This window comes from Shewanella goraebulensis, from assembly GCF_030252245.1.
Classification (GTDB): domain Bacteria; phylum Pseudomonadota; class Gammaproteobacteria; order Enterobacterales; family Shewanellaceae; genus Shewanella; species Shewanella goraebulensis.
Genome location: NZ_CP126972.1, coordinates 4,669,681 through 4,683,860, shown reverse-complemented (window position 1 = coordinate 4,683,860; position 14,180 = coordinate 4,669,681). Strand labels below are relative to the sequence as shown.

Genomic DNA, 14,180 nt, shown 5'->3' with positions numbered 1-14,180 from the left:
TTAAATCTTAAATAAAAATGGAGTAATCAATTGGAGGTATTTTAAAGAAGAGAGGATTTCAAATCTAAGAATAGTGATTATCAAAAAACGACATTTGTGATCTAAATCTACATCATAGGTAGCAAAAAAAACTAAAATATATTTTCCAATAGTTCCTTTATTTAAAAAGTTCCCCAAATGATAAAATATAAATGCAGACCTGCAATTCACACAAAACTTGTTTGTGAATACTGTAATAGTATTGATTTTCATTTGCCGGTGGAATTTGCCCATTTTAAATATTTTGATGACACAGAATGGGTTGGTATAAATATAATAACCAAGTTATTAAATTATATTGAAAATAATATTGAAGACCCTTATTTCTTTCTTAATTTAGCGAAATATTTTGTTAAAAGAGTGACTGAGTTTACTAAAATAGACTTATCTGATGATGTTGATATCGCTCAGAAGTTGATTGATTTCACAGTGTTTTACAGCCAAGTATCTGATCTAAATTGGGCGAATCTTGATACGGGTGACTACATTGGGCTAGTGGCTAAGCGAAATCCTATTGAACGTGCTTCTAAGTATGATGATCTATTTGTTTATCTCTCTGTGATGCAAATCCTGAATTTTCACAAAGAAGTAAATTGCAATATAATTATAGAGTTACCTTTTGAGCGTGGCTTTTATGGTTACAATGTTGCTATATTAGAAAATGTTAAATTTAACTGTCAGAACTTGTCAATTTTTGCCCAAAAAACACCAGGTAAGCAGTATGATATTAGGCCATTATGCATTGAAACGATTACTAGCTTAGACAGGATTCATGCCGCTGCTAAGAGTATGATTCCTGCAGAGTTATCTGTTGATACATTAGCTGTTGCATTAGGAATGTCGACACGAAGCTTGCAGCGAGAAGTGAAATCTATGGGTCTTTGTGTCAAAGATATTATTAAAGAAGTGAAAGCAAATAGATTAAAATTAGTATTAAAGAAAAACCAAGATAATATAAAAGTTACTGCATATGAATGTGGTTTTAAAAGCTTGGCAATATTTAGTCGTCACTTTTCTAATAATATTGGATGTTGCCCATCTGAATATGTCAGTCGAATTAACGATAAATAAGTTTATTTTTTGTATATAAATAAATGTATCAAATGTTACATATGGTAATAGTTATCATTTACGGTTATTTGTTAGTACATTTTTTCTTTTAAAGAAAATTAAATAAATAAAAATAATTAACGTACCTCTTTATGGGTATAAACTGGTTTTTGTTTATTGACTTCCTCGTTTTTAATTTTCATTAACCATAATAACTCATTGTTTTTTATAACCCTGCTATAAGTAAGTCTACTAGCGTTAAATTAAAATTTGATACGAACCTGTATTTTGATTGTTCTGTTTTAAGAATTTAGTCAGTTGTGTAGCTTTGCTAATGCCTAAAAGACCTAGCTAAATTACCGTTAAACTGAGCTGGCATCCTATCTTAGGTTAAAAATACTCTGTAAAAATTTACTTTCTCAATAAACGTTTTTTGCTGGTTATGCTATCTTTGGGCGATATTTGTTATTCAACACCGAATAAGACCTTTTATGCTTAGTATTGCTCAGATTATCGCTCAGGAATTGAATGTCCGTGAGCAACAAGTTTCAGATACCATTGCGTTACTTGATGATGGCTCCACCGTCCCGTTTGTTGCTCGATACCGTAAAGAGGCGACAGGTGGATTGGATGATGCTCAGTTAAGAACACTCGATAGTCGTTTAGGCTACTTACGTGAACTGGCTGAAAGAAGACAAGTGATTCTTTCTAGCATTGATACCCAAGGTAAACTGACCCCAGAATTACAGCAGGCGATTAATAGTGCCGACAGTAAAACCCGTCTTGAAGATCTTTATCTGCCTTACAAGCCTAAACGCCGCACTAAAGGGCAAATTGCCATTGAAGCGGGTTTATTGGCTTTAGCAGACTTCTTACTCGTTAATCGCCAAGCCAATCTAGACGCTAAAGCAAGCGAGTTTATTAATGTAGAAGCTGGTTTTGCTGACTCCAAAGCAGTATTAGACGGCGCACGTTTCATCTTAATGGAGCGATTTGCTGAAAATGCTGACCTTTTGCAAAAGGTACGTAAGCATCTTAGCCAACAAGCTGTGCTTGAAAGTCGTATGGTAAAAGGAAAAGAGAAAGAAGGCGCTAAATTCCGCGACTACTTTGAACACACTGAAGCGATCACTAAAGTGCCGTCTCATCGGGCTTTAGCCATGCTCCGCGGCCGCAACGAAGGCGTATTGAGTTTATCAATGAACGCCGACCCTAAAGCGGAAGTGGCGCAAAGCAGTTATTGTGTGGTGATTATTGCTGACCACTTTAATCTTAAATTGACCGATTCTGATGTCGATCAATGGTTAAAAACGGTTGTGACAGCAACATGGCGTATTAAAATTGCGCTGCAAATGGAAACTGAGTTTATTAGCCAAATGCGTGAACGTGCTGAAGCAGAAGCGATTAACGTGTTTGCCCGTAACTTAGGTGACTTGTTAATGGCTGCTCCTGCTGGCGCTAAAGCCACCATGGGGCTTGATCCTGGTTTGCGCACTGGCGTAAAAGTGGCGATTGTGGATAACACAGGTAAATTTGTCACTCATACCACTATCTTCCCTCATGCACCGCAAAATGTGTGGGATAAATCAATTCGAACTTTATCTAATCTTGTGAAAATGCATAAGGTAGAGTTGATTGCTATTGGTAATGGTACAGCTTCTCGTGAAACCGATAAGTTGGCAGCTGAAGTGATTAGCTTTATGAAAGAAACCCACCCAAGTTTGACTAAAATTATGGTCAGCGAAGCGGGTGCTTCAGTCTATTCTGCTTCTGAATTAGCATCGGAAGAGTTTCCTAATCTTGATGTATCTATTCGTGGCGCCGTTTCAATTGCACGTCGTTTACAAGATCCGCTAGCAGAGCTGGTGAAGATTGAACCTAAATCAATTGGTGTCGGGCAGTATCAGCATGATGTTAGCCAAAGCCAGTTATCTAGCTCACTTGAAGCTGTAGTTGAAGACTGTGTAAACGGTGTTGGTGTCGACTTGAACATGGCGTCTGCCCCATTACTGGCTCAAGTGGCAGGTTTAAATAAAACCTTGGCCAAAAACGTAGTCAGTTACCGTGATGAAAACGGTCAGTTCGAATCACGTAAACAGCTACTTAAAGTGGCGCGTTTAGGCCCTAAAGCCTATGAACAGGCAGCAGGTTTCTTACGTATTCACCAAGCTAAAAATCCGTTAGATGGCTCATCAGTTCACCCTGAAGCTTATAAGCTAGTTGAGTCGATTGCTAATGCGAAGCAACAAACAGTTGAGCAACTCATGGGGAATAGCGATCTGTTAACCCAGCTTAATGCCGCTGAATTTGTTACTGAAGAATTTGGTTTACCAACCATTACCGATATTTTGGCTGAGCTTGATAAACCCGGACGTGATCCCCGTGGTGAGTTTAAAACCGCCAGCTTTAAAGAAGGCGTTGAAGAGCTTAAAGATCTTAAGCTTGAAATGATCCTCGAAGGCGTGGTGACTAATGTGACTAACTTTGGTGCCTTCGTTGATGTTGGTGTTCACCAAGACGGTTTAGTGCATATCTCTTCACTGACAGACAAGTTTGTCAGCGATCCACACACGATTGTTAAAGCAGGTGATGTGGTTAAAGTGAAAGTCATGGAAGTGGATGTTGAACGTCGCCGTATTGCATTAAGCATGCGCTTAGATGAGCCATTACAAGCAAAAGCGAGTAGTAACAAGCCTGTTTCATCAAATAAAGGCCAGCCGAATAAGCCTGCAGGTAATAAACCAGTAGCTAAGAGTGGTCAACGTAAGCAAAATAAAGCCCCTGCCAATGCGGCAATGGGTGATGCGTTTGCTAATGCGTTTGCCAAGCTTAAGAAGTAACGTGTAAATCGCGGCAAGTAACTGCAAAGTCTGCAAAATAAAAAAGCCCAACAACTGAGTTGTTGGGCTTTTTTATTTAATTTAGAAACAATGGTCTACGTTAATTGTTCATAACTTAAACAGCTCATAAGTTATTGGCTATGAATTTGGCAAACCTCATCAAAATTCATCTTTGGTGATAGCAATAACCCTTGTTGCTGCATTTGAATGAACTCTTCGTTTTCCATCAATGGGTTGTCGATATTAAAAATAATTCGCGAGTCTAAATTGATGTTTTCAAGTGCATGGCAATATTGCTTATAAAAAGCATGATCGAATTGACCATTGGCGATTATTCGTTCCATGCCGATTTGAATTCGCTCAGCTAATTTAGGGTTATTGGGCGAGACATAAAAAATGGTGATCAGCGGAATATGCAGAAGTACATTATCGTCTAATACGAGTTCAGGAAACGATTGAGAATAGATAGCAAGTTCATCTGACACTTCATTAATACCGCGGCCAAAACTAGTAAACCTACCTCGTTCAAGCATATGGAATAAGCCTTCATAACTTGAACCAACAATAACGTCAAAACCAGCTTGTTCTAAGGCATTTCTTGTGGACCAAAATATACCAGAGCCAGTGGGATAACTTTTAAGTTGAGCTAAGGTTTGAATCTGTTGAAATGCTTCATAGTTTTCTTGTTTTATGATGAAAACTCTAAAGCCTTGAATACCTTTGCGCAGGGGGAGCTTAATTGGAATAAGTGACTCATTCCAACCCACTTTTGGAGCTTCGGCTATTACGTTGATTAATGAACCGCTGATTAATTCGCTTAGCACTCTATCGCGGGTCATAAACACTTCAGAATGCGCAATTTCCCAGTCACCGAAATCATTCTCTGTTTGCTTTAAAATGAGCTTCATTAATTCAAAGCTATATTGGTAGCGAGAGTCTTTACTTGATGCGGGTTGGTTGAAAATAACCACATCTTTGGCAAGAGTGGTGTTTGCGATAAAAAAACAGCTGGAAAGTAAACAAATAATCGTGGCAAGGAAATACGTTGAACGTGTCATTTTTGCCTCCGATATTTGTATTTTATTGAATTACTATCCCAATATAATTAATTAGTTATCAATACTCAATAACAATAAAAGCGTAAATCTCATGTCAACTTTGGCGGGTCTTACCCTGAATGGTATAAAGAGTTATTTCATTTGTTTCTGCAGTTGATGAAGTAGACGTTATACCTCATTTAATAGCTTGCTGCATCTGCTCTACAGTTGGTACTGATTTAAGAAGAATGAGTTGCCGTTGCACGGTATCGAACACCAATTGATTATTCAGAGGACAGTACATGTCATTACTATGGCAAAAAAGCGCTAAACCAATTCTGGCTTAGCGCATTTATAACAAAAGGGGAGGAAGTCTAACTTAAGCGATTTGGGTCATTTCATTTAAAATGAATTGATCAACAGCACCTTCGGTTGCTGCCATATATTCAGCTAAATGAGTGTTACCCATATGTGTTTGCCATAATTCACGTGTATCCCAGTTTTCGTAAAACATGAAGTGAGCTGGGTTTTCGTTGTCTTGGTGCAAGTCATAATTGATGCAACCTGCTTCCGCTCGAGTCATTTCAATCAGTTTAAGCAACTCGGCTTTTACGAGATCTACTTTGTCGGCTTTAGCAATAATGTTGGCAACGATAGTTAATTTAGTCATGTTGGATGTCCTATAGCTTGTGAGTTTAAAACAGAAACGGCTTATTGGTGTGAGCGTGTTTCCGTTTGATGTAGCTATATTAGGCTTTTCAAGAGACCTAATAAACAGGGTAAAGTTTGAAATATTATCAAATAAAAATTGATAATTGTTCAATCAGAAACCTAATGAATCAAGTGCAGTAAGCTAGGGTGTAGCTATAGACAGCCACTAAGTGATGAACTGGCTAAAAACTATCAGTGGCTAGCTGAATGATGATATTTCTAAGCGAATCATATGCTGACTTTCAGATAAATAAGGCTACAGGTTGCTGTGCTATGGAAACGAAAAGGTTCAAGTACACTAAATCAAGTACACTAAATCAAGTACACTAAATGAAGAAAAATCTAGATTTGCTGAATCGCAACGAAGTTTGCTTGAATATTTAACTTAGGGTTAAACGAGAGCAAATAGTTGGTTTTGACCTGAAGGGGTAGTTTGTTGCTGATAAAACTGGCCAACACGCTCGCCAAGCTGCTGATAAAACGCTTCTGACTGTTCTGCAGAGGCTTCATTTAACAATAAGCTTTGAATCGCACGGGAGTTATCTTTGTTGGTGCTTTTCTCTGCTTCAACATTGGTCGACTGAGCATTTTTCTGTTGAATATCACGGCGCTGAATAGTTGGGTTACTGTTAGCCGCAACTCGTAATAATTGTGGGAATATGCCTTTTGGCCCCAAAGCTTGTTGCTGAGCTTGCTGTTGCGATAACTGTTGTTCGTTAGATTGCTTTTGCTGCTGTTTTTGCTCGATCAACTCATGACGTGTTAGTCGCTCATTTTGTTGATTGTAAGCACGTTCTTGATGTGCTTTAGATAATTCTTGTGGCGGCAATATCGGTTTAGCTTGCTGGTTATCCGCGCGCGCAAGATCGGTTGCAACATTACTTGTCGCAATCGGTACTTGGGGATAATTGGTGACAACCAGCATAAAACTCACTTAAGCAATGACTAATAACGTTTAAATTATAGTCAATTAGCAAGAGGTTTTATAGGGTTAAGTTGCTTGTTTTTTGATCCATGGTAGTAATTCATCCAAAAATGCCTGAGGGTGTGAAATGAACGGTGCGTGGGATGCTTTATTGTGAATGACGTCTGTTGTATTTGTTACTTGAGGTAAAATAGTTGGGATCTTCTTCGGCACCAAACTGTCACATTTACCCCAAATTCTTAACCATGGTTGTTCAATCAAATGCAGCTGATCCCGCAAATCAACAGTGCGTAGCATACTTAATCCTTGATCTAATACGCTCTGACTCGGTAATGGTTTGGCTAACACTAGCTTTTTAATCGTGACAATATCATCTTTAGCTGAGTCACTACCCATAGCTTGTATTGCTAGAAATCGCTCGACCGTTTTAGCTAAATTCACATTAAGTTGAGCGGAAAATTGGGCTAAAACTTTGGGGGCGATACCCGGCCAAGTTACTTGCTCTGAGTCCGTTTTCGCCTCTTGTGCCATAAAACATGGCGATGAAGCGACTGTAATTAATGCTTTGACAGATTCAGGGTGATTAATGGCAATTTGGCTGGCGACTAATCCACCTAATGACCAGCCGAGCCAAATAGCGTTTTTAGGTAATTGGGCGGAAAGTTGTGCAGCCCAAGCGCTAATATCTCCGCTATTTTCTTTGCTGTTACCAAATCCCGGCAGATCCACATAATGCACTCTATACTCACTAAGCGCCGTTTGTAATGGATGAAAAACGGCAGAATTTACCCCCCAACCATGAAGTAAAATAAGATCTTGGCCTTCACCAATAGTATGAGCATCTAGCTTTGGTAAATTGGATTGCACAGGATTCCCTTTCGGTTGAGTAATGGGGGGTAATTTCCATACAGGATAAGGATATTATATGGATTGGCAACTCCCACAAGTCTGTTATTCAGGCTTACGTGCGATTAAATACACGATTTTGCGCAACCTGCCGAACCGGTGTTTGTTGTGTCGCCAAGACATTCCACACTACAGGCCGTTTCAAAACGAACTGCAAGGGTTTGAACAACAAAAACCACAGACAGGTATCTGCCAATACTGTCTTATTGCAGGCTTATATCAGCATGAAGTGTGTTTAGGTTGTGGCAAAGGTATCCAAATACTGCAGCGATATTGCGGTCAATGTCAGCGGCGTGAGCCAATAATGGTAGTCGCTCCATGTAGTTATCATCAAGGCCTAGGCGAGTTAATCTCCGCGATAAAATATCGGCAACAGTGCGCCCCATTGCATGCGCTAGTGCAGGTATTGGCTATTCGAGTAATGGATTTGGTTGCAAGGGGTATTATTCAATTACCACAGGTGATCATTCCTGTGCCATTACATGTTAATCGTTTAAAATCCCGCGGATTTAATCAAGCATGGTTGATTGCCAATATACTGAGCCAGCAATTGGGAATTAAGATGGATGATGCATTACTCAGACGGCACCTTGATACCAAAGCGCAAGCAGGTTTAGATGGTAAAGCAAGGCGTTTAAACTGCGAAGACGCATTTAAGTTAACCCAGAAAATAACTTTTCAGCGAGTCGCGTTAATTGATGACGTCGTGACAACAGGCACAACCATCAATGAAATCAGTAAACTGTTTACTGCAGAATATGTGCATGTTCAATGCTGGTGCTTAGCCAGAGCAGAAGCACCAGGACTGTTATAAGTAAGAGTTATATCGTGGGCACAAAGTACAGTGCGTTGGCGAAGACCTTTTCTGAGCCCAGCCATATATTCCTAAATAACAAATTATCGGTTAATGCGACGATTTTCCCTTTGCCTTTTGTTTCAACAATCATTGCTGGCGTATTAGCAAAAGAGCGTTGATATTCTTTAGCAAGGAAGCCACTGACTAATAAGTCATTCTCGTATTCTGCTGCCACAATAAATGGCGTCGAAGTGAGGTTAAAACTAATTTCACGGTTTTTCATTACCTGTAGTGGATTAGGCAAACCAAAGGCAATAGGGTGAGTACTATCAAGTTTTAACGATACAATCGCCCCGCCGATTGATTGGCGGGCTTTCAGTTTTGATTTGTCACCGAAATCCATCCCCGTGGTGCTAAACAGTTTTGCTAATTCGCGTTTTGTTTTCGGTTCAGAATTTAAAATATTACGCTTATTAAGCCAAATTAATGCCCTTTTTTGCGCCACGATGGTACCGCCTTCAGTGACGTATTTACCTAACTTTCTCGATGTTGCATCACTGATTAAATGATAAGGTCCATCTGCCATAAAGATATGACTATAAGCGGATAAATCCAGCGAAACTAAACGCTCAGTGTTGACCATGGTTGTGGGAATACCTAGGGTCTTATCAAGGTAAAACCAGATTTGACCGGTTTCTGAGGCATTGGTGTCAGCTCCCGTTATCACTAAAGGAGTGACCGGGTTAATTTTGATGAAATCATCACTGCCTAAGTCCATCCCTGTTGCGGTATGTGAGCTTGCAGAGGCGATGACATTAACTTGGTACTTTTGTGCAGCGTTAGCAACAATATCAGCAAGTTCAGTAGCGCTAAATTGGGGTTGTTTTAACGGAATTTGTAAGCTGCCTGCCACAAGTTTAGTCGGCTGCTTTTTATCATCTTTTTTATTCGAATCTGCAGTTTCATGTGAATAAAGGCTGAAAGGCTTTTGTGCATATTTTACCAATACGCCTTGGTTTAATAGCTGCTGAAGCATTGGCCCTGCTGCAGCTTGCTGCCAATCGATTATCAACGCCACACTGTCCGCTGGGTAAGCTGATTTAGCAACGCTAAAGCTTGGTTTGTCAGATAAGGATTTGGCACTAGGTTTGGCTTTGTTGACGACGCTTAATCCTAATGCTGATTCAAAATTCCAAGTGGAAATGTCATAAAAGGTTTCATCTTTAAATTCTGTGCGTTTATCAAATAACGCCTGCAGTAAATCATGCTGTGGCTGGCTGTTTGGAATAAATAAGCTGTCTTGAGGAGTAAAATTAATACCATCATCTTCAATTAATTTACTCACATATTTAAAACTAATTTTATGTTGCTCAAGAATACTGACAAGCTCACTAATGTGCGCTGAACCATTATGGGCTTTTACCAGTCGGCCAGACTGTTTACCGTCACGGAATCGTTTAACATTGCTTGAGAAAAAGTTAGTTTGATAAGCCATTAACTTTTTGCGTAATGCATGGGCGCCTTTGAGGCTAGACAGTGAAGTCGCAAATTGATTATCAATACTGTCTGCTAAAGTCACAACTCCGTTTGGAGAATCCTGTGCTTGACCGCGAGAACTGGCTTGTTCAAACAAAATCCCGATAGCACCGTTAATATCAGGATAAGTTGATCCCTTACCATAGAAGAAATCATCAAACATCTGGCCGCTAAAATAGACTTGTTTGACTTCGTCTAATGCTTTGCGATGAAAGGCTGCTAACTCATTAGATAACGCCTGATTTTCCGGCTTGGTTAACGGGTTCACTCTGTCTGGCACACCGGGTTGAAAAAAGTAAGATTGCTGGTGCCACATTTCATGGAAATCGCCCACATAGTGGGGCTGCCATTTATGGAAAAAGGCCACTCGACCTTGTGATGCTGGATGGCGTAGAAATAACCAGTCGCGGTTTAAATCAGCTAAGTAGTGATTAAAACGTCCGCCTGGCCAATCTTGGTTATGCTCGCGATGGTTATTGTCAGTGACAATAACTTTACCTCTATTATTGTTAGCCCAGTTTGAAAAGCGATCAAAACCATCTGGATTTTGAGTGGGTGTAAGTAAAATTACGGTATTGTCGAGTAACTCTTTTACCCAGGGTTCATTGGCTGCGGCGAGGTAATGGCTTAATGCTATAGCTGCGTGAGCACCACTGGCTTCATCACCATGGATTGAATAAGCGAGCCACACCACCAGTGGATTGCTATTGGTGCGTTTAGTTTGCATGGTGCCATATTTGATGTTGCTGCGGTATTCGATAATGTCAGCGAGGTTTCGTTGGTTTTCTTCTGACGTTATCACAGCAGTTAATTGCTCGCGGCGCTCTTCACTGAATCCTGCTGAATCCAAGGAGACACGACTACTTTCACTCGCGAGCTTTTGCAAATAATGGTTAATTTGATCATGTCGCAAGTGCCACTCGCCCAATGGATAGCCGAGGTATTGGGCGGGCTGAGTCAAACGTGTATTAATATCTTCAGCTTGCAGGCGTTGCTCAATACGTGTTTCTGGGTGTGAAAGATCGCTGGCAGAGGCCAAAGCAGGTATACAGATAAAAAAAGTCATCAGTGTTCTAACTGACAAACGCGCAAGTAAGGCATGTAAGCTAATCATATGAGAAACAAGATCATAAAAAGAAAACCATGTAATAACAATAAAGTGATTAGCCTTAAATCTCCATTAAAAACCGACCTAAATAGACTATTTTTTGTCACAGTTGCTTCATGCAGGACTATAAAGCCGACGCAACTAAGAGTATCATGTCGCTAAACCTACTAAATTACTCAAGTACTAGCTTATTTAAGGTGATTCTTAATTAAGTTGGTCCTTACTCAAGTACTACCCAACGGAGCAGTTTTTATGATCAACATTACTGATACGGCTCAGGCTCATTTTGTAAAATTACTGGCCGATCAACCTGAAGGCACTCATATCCGTGTGTTTGTCATCAGTCCAGGTACCGCTCAAGCTGAGTGCGGTGTATCTTATTGTCCACCTGATGCTGTTGAAGCTGACGATACTGAATTACCATTTACTGGTTTCAGTGCCATGGTTGATGAAAAGAGTGCGCCATTTTTAGAAGAAGCGAGCATTGATTTTGTGACTGACCAACTTGGCTCACAGTTAACGCTTAAAGCACCTAACGCAAAAATGCGTAAAGTGGCTTCTGATGCACCGCTAAAAGAGCGTATTGAGTATGTGATTCAATCTGAAATCAACCCACAGTTAGCCAGCCATGGTGGTAACATCATGTTAGTTGAAATCACTGAAGAAGGTACTGCAGTACTTCAGTTTGGTGGTGGTTGTAATGGTTGTTCTCAAGTTGATATCACCTTGAAAGATGGTATTGAGAAGCAATTATTAGACATGTTCCCAGGTGAATTATCGGGCGTTAAAGACGTGACAGATCATCAACATGGTTCTCACTCTTACCAGTAATCACTAAGGTGATATCTTAATACTAAGATAGACAATAAAAACGCAGCTCATAAGCTGCGTTTTTTTATGCCTAGAGGGAATAGGCTGGGTCGCATAATAGTCAAAAATCATTCCATTTAGAGAATAAATATAGCACTTTGGGTTGAGGTAACTGCTCGTCAGTGTCAAGCTTGTGTTAAATCTAAAGAGGTAACACAGGAGTAACATGTGCTTATTTCAATAAAAAATAACAATGTATTGGCACGTTCTGCAGGCTTTACCTTAATTGAGTTGGTGGTAGTCATTATCGTACTCGCGATTTTGGCTGTGGTAGCTGTTAGTAAGTTTATTGATCTTAAACGAGATGCCGAAATCAGTCGGGTACAGGCGATTGCGGCATCATTTCAGCAATCAGTGACTTTTTCTCATACTCGTTGGCAAGTGATTGGTGCAAATGGCGCCATGAATGATTTGCCTGATTTTGCTGATGATGATTTAGACATGAATGCCTTTGGTTATCCATTAGGAACTGGGAAAGGCAATCCAATGGGTAATCCTGTCAACATCGGCCAAGGCCAGGCTGGTTGCGTTGATTTGTGGAATAGCCTTATTGAAGACCCACCCTCAGTTGCTATAAGAAATACTGCTGATAATGTGGACTTCGAGTCATATCGCCATAGTGCTGATGGTGGCTCTGGTGCGACGCAGTGTACATATGTATTGCGTACATTGGGTGATACTCGGGGCAGAAACCGAGCAGAAATAAAGATTGTTTATGACTCCGTAGCAGGTACTGTCAACGAATTCATTGACGATTAATATGACCGTAAATAAAGCGTAAACATATAAAAAGCGGCTTACTGAAATCAGTAAGCCGCTTTTTAACGTTTAAACATTAGCCCCAACTAAAGGGAGTAACCAAACGGTTGGTTACTTACGCTTCTTTTTAAAAATTCGTCGGTAAAAAGTCACGGCGCTGAATATTAAAATCACAGTGCCAATCAATGCGATGACAGTGATAAATGCCACATACTTAAACGGCATATTCATCGCGTCATGCAAAGGTCTAACAAACGTAGCAATTTGGCCTGAAAGTGGTCTTTCGCTATGAAGCAGTGCCGACTTAATCGTGCCTTTGTCATAGTTCATGTTGATGCTATCAGCTTGACGTAACCAGACGTCATTATGGGTATTAAATCGATAGCTATAAATTGCGTCAACAGGCTTTTTCGGTGCCTCTGCCTTCGCTTTTGGATCGGGTCTAGGCTGACGTGGCTTGCTGATTGATACTAACTCAGAATCTGGCCATACACTTTGTGCCGTTTGAATTTGGCTTTGCCAATCTTTTGCTTGGCTGATTGGGTATTGAATACTGCTATCGGGCGTTGTTTTAAGTGCGCCTGTCCACAACCCTTTATAGGTAATTAAAAAGCCAGTAATACACAGTAAAAACAAAGGAACTGAGATGAAAAGCCCTAGTTGAATGTGGCTTTTTACTAAGCTGCTTGACTTAGTATTGCTTGGGATTGAATGTTTTAACCTGAATGTTTTGCGAACACGCCACCAAAGATAAATACCCACTAAGGTAATAACACCACCGATCATCGATGCCCATGCATTAAGGTATTTACCAAAATCACCTAATAAGAAGTTACGGTGTAGCCAGAACATGGTGCTATAGAGTGGAATGTCTCTCATTTTATAGGTTGAGAGTTCATTTAAGTCGTTATCAAAAGCAATCGAGTGACCTCTTGCGGCAATTTCGACATACGGAGAGTATTCAGTTGGAAAGCGAACCGTGCTCATGTCAGGGTAACGTTCAAAAAGTGTTTCGGTAACGTGTGCTTTTTGCTCAGACGTTAACGGCACATATTGCTGCCCTTTGTCGTCCATTCTTTTAAGCATATCCATGCCGCCAAGATAAACACCAGTCGTCAATACAATCAGCATAGAAACACTGATGACGAAACCAACCCAGTTATGAAACCATTTTAAAGCAGGGACTACATTCATAGTGAAGTTCTCAAAGTACGTTAATAGTGACCAATTGGTGACGGAAAACCAGTTCAAGTGGAACAAATTAACGTCAAAAGTAAAATTTCGAGAATGATAATTAATCTCATTTATTTACACAATTAAAGAAATGTAAAGAAGAGGTTTAATCCAAATTATTGCTATTAAGATCACACATTGGTTTTAAAATCGTCGATAAGTGGATTTTACATTTGAATAACTATTCACTTAAATGTTCGGTGGAATCGATAATTAAATGGCAAAGGAAGTGAAGTGTATAAGTATTTCTATGAAAAATTCAGTTTGTTAAGTCATTGTTAATTTTGATTTTGTGTATTCTTGTTATCAAGGAGTATTTCAGATGTATATGTGAATCATATAAACGAGATAAGAATCATTAACATTAATT

11 protein-coding genes are annotated in these 14,180 nt (G+C 39.8%); 5 read left to right on the top strand and 6 right to left on the bottom strand.

Annotation, left to right across the window (positions count from 1 at the left end):
• Positions 1–177 precede the first annotated feature (177 nt).
• The gene (locus QPX86_RS19735; protein ID WP_285163696.1) at positions 178–1,110 is read left to right on the top strand and encodes a helix-turn-helix transcriptional regulator; all 933 of its coding nucleotides are present in this window, start codon (positions 178–180) and stop codon (positions 1,108–1,110) included.
• A 470-nt stretch (positions 1,111–1,580) separates the two neighbouring features.
• Entirely contained in the window at positions 1,581–3,929 is a 2,349-nt protein-coding gene (locus QPX86_RS19730) for a Tex family protein (protein ID WP_285163695.1), read from the top strand.
• A 131-nt stretch (positions 3,930–4,060) separates the two neighbouring features.
• Here the strand turns inward: QPX86_RS19730 and QPX86_RS19725 are convergent, their stop codons facing one another.
• The 4 genes from QPX86_RS19725 to bioH form a co-directional block, all read right to left on the bottom strand.
• Complete coding sequence (locus tag QPX86_RS19725; protein ID WP_285163694.1) at positions 4,061–4,987, bottom strand: hypothetical protein; 927 nt, start codon at positions 4,985–4,987, stop codon at positions 4,061–4,063.
• A gap of 358 nt (positions 4,988–5,345) precedes the next feature.
• Entirely contained in the window at positions 5,346–5,636 is a 291-nt protein-coding gene (locus QPX86_RS19720) for a putative quinol monooxygenase (RefSeq protein WP_220753224.1), read from the bottom strand.
• A 432-nt stretch (positions 5,637–6,068) separates the two neighbouring features.
• Positions 6,069–6,602 carry a hypothetical protein gene (locus QPX86_RS19715; RefSeq protein ID WP_285163693.1) on the bottom strand — a complete coding sequence of 178 codons (534 nt, stop codon included), beginning with the start codon at positions 6,600–6,602 and terminating at the stop codon, positions 6,069–6,071.
• 66 nt (positions 6,603–6,668) lie between these two features.
• The gene (bioH, locus tag QPX86_RS19710) at positions 6,669–7,469 is read right to left on the bottom strand and encodes a pimeloyl-ACP methyl ester esterase BioH (protein ID WP_220753226.1); all 801 of its coding nucleotides are present in this window, start codon (positions 7,467–7,469) and stop codon (positions 6,669–6,671) included.
• A gap of 58 nt (positions 7,470–7,527) precedes the next feature.
• Between bioH and QPX86_RS19705 the strand changes: the two genes are divergently transcribed.
• Positions 7,528–8,322: a ComF family protein gene (locus QPX86_RS19705; protein WP_220753227.1), complete on the top strand. Its 795-nt coding sequence runs from the start codon at positions 7,528–7,530 to the stop codon at positions 8,320–8,322.
• A gap of 7 nt (positions 8,323–8,329) precedes the next feature.
• On the opposite strand, the gene QPX86_RS19700 is transcribed toward QPX86_RS19705, so the two are convergent.
• On the bottom strand, positions 8,330–10,906 hold the full coding sequence (locus QPX86_RS19700; RefSeq protein ID WP_285163692.1) for a M14 family metallopeptidase: 2,577 nt from the start codon (positions 10,904–10,906) through the stop codon (positions 8,330–8,332).
• A 294-nt stretch (positions 10,907–11,200) separates the two neighbouring features.
• Here QPX86_RS19700 and nfuA point away from each other — a divergent pair, with 294 nt between their 5' ends.
• The gene (gene nfuA, locus QPX86_RS19695; RefSeq protein WP_220753229.1) at positions 11,201–11,779 is read left to right on the top strand and encodes a Fe-S biogenesis protein NfuA; all 579 of its coding nucleotides are present in this window, start codon (positions 11,201–11,203) and stop codon (positions 11,777–11,779) included.
• Between the two features lie 207 nt (positions 11,780–11,986).
• Positions 11,987–12,577, top strand: coding sequence for a prepilin-type N-terminal cleavage/methylation domain-containing protein (locus QPX86_RS19690; protein WP_259651266.1), 591 nt, complete (start codon positions 11,987–11,989; stop codon positions 12,575–12,577).
• A gap of 111 nt (positions 12,578–12,688) precedes the next feature.
• Here QPX86_RS19690 and QPX86_RS19685 read toward each other — a convergent pair whose 3' ends face one another.
• Positions 12,689–13,771, bottom strand: a complete 1,083-nt coding sequence (locus tag QPX86_RS19685) for a PepSY-associated TM helix domain-containing protein (protein ID WP_220753230.1) — start codon at positions 13,769–13,771, stop codon at positions 12,689–12,691.
• Positions 13,772–14,180 lie beyond the last annotated feature (409 nt).

What these genes read in the sequence shown, in the direction of transcription:
- QPX86_RS19735 (WP_285163696.1), top strand. Translation starts at nt 178, where the DNA reads ATGATAAAATATAAATGCAGACCTGCAATTCACACAAAACTTGTTTGT.
- QPX86_RS19730 (WP_285163695.1), top strand. Translation starts at nt 1,581, where the DNA reads ATGCTTAGTATTGCTCAGATTATCGCTCAGGAATTGAATGTCCGTGAG.
- QPX86_RS19725 (WP_285163694.1), bottom strand. Translation starts at nt 4,987, where the DNA reads ATGACACGTTCAACGTATTTCCTTGCCACGATTATTTGTTTACTTTCC.
- QPX86_RS19720 (WP_220753224.1), bottom strand. Translation starts at nt 5,636, where the DNA reads ATGACTAAATTAACTATCGTTGCCAACATTATTGCTAAAGCCGACAAA.
- QPX86_RS19715 (WP_285163693.1), bottom strand. Translation starts at nt 6,602, where the DNA reads ATGCTGGTTGTCACCAATTATCCCCAAGTACCGATTGCGACAAGTAAT.
- QPX86_RS19705 (WP_220753227.1), top strand. Translation starts at nt 7,528, where the DNA reads ATGGATTGGCAACTCCCACAAGTCTGTTATTCAGGCTTACGTGCGATT.
- QPX86_RS19700 (WP_285163692.1), bottom strand. Translation starts at nt 10,906, where the DNA reads ATGACTTTTTTTATCTGTATACCTGCTTTGGCCTCTGCCAGCGATCTT.
- nfuA (WP_220753229.1), top strand. Translation starts at nt 11,201, where the DNA reads ATGATCAACATTACTGATACGGCTCAGGCTCATTTTGTAAAATTACTG.
- QPX86_RS19685 (WP_220753230.1), bottom strand. Translation starts at nt 13,771, where the DNA reads ATGAATGTAGTCCCTGCTTTAAAATGGTTTCATAACTGGGTTGGTTTC.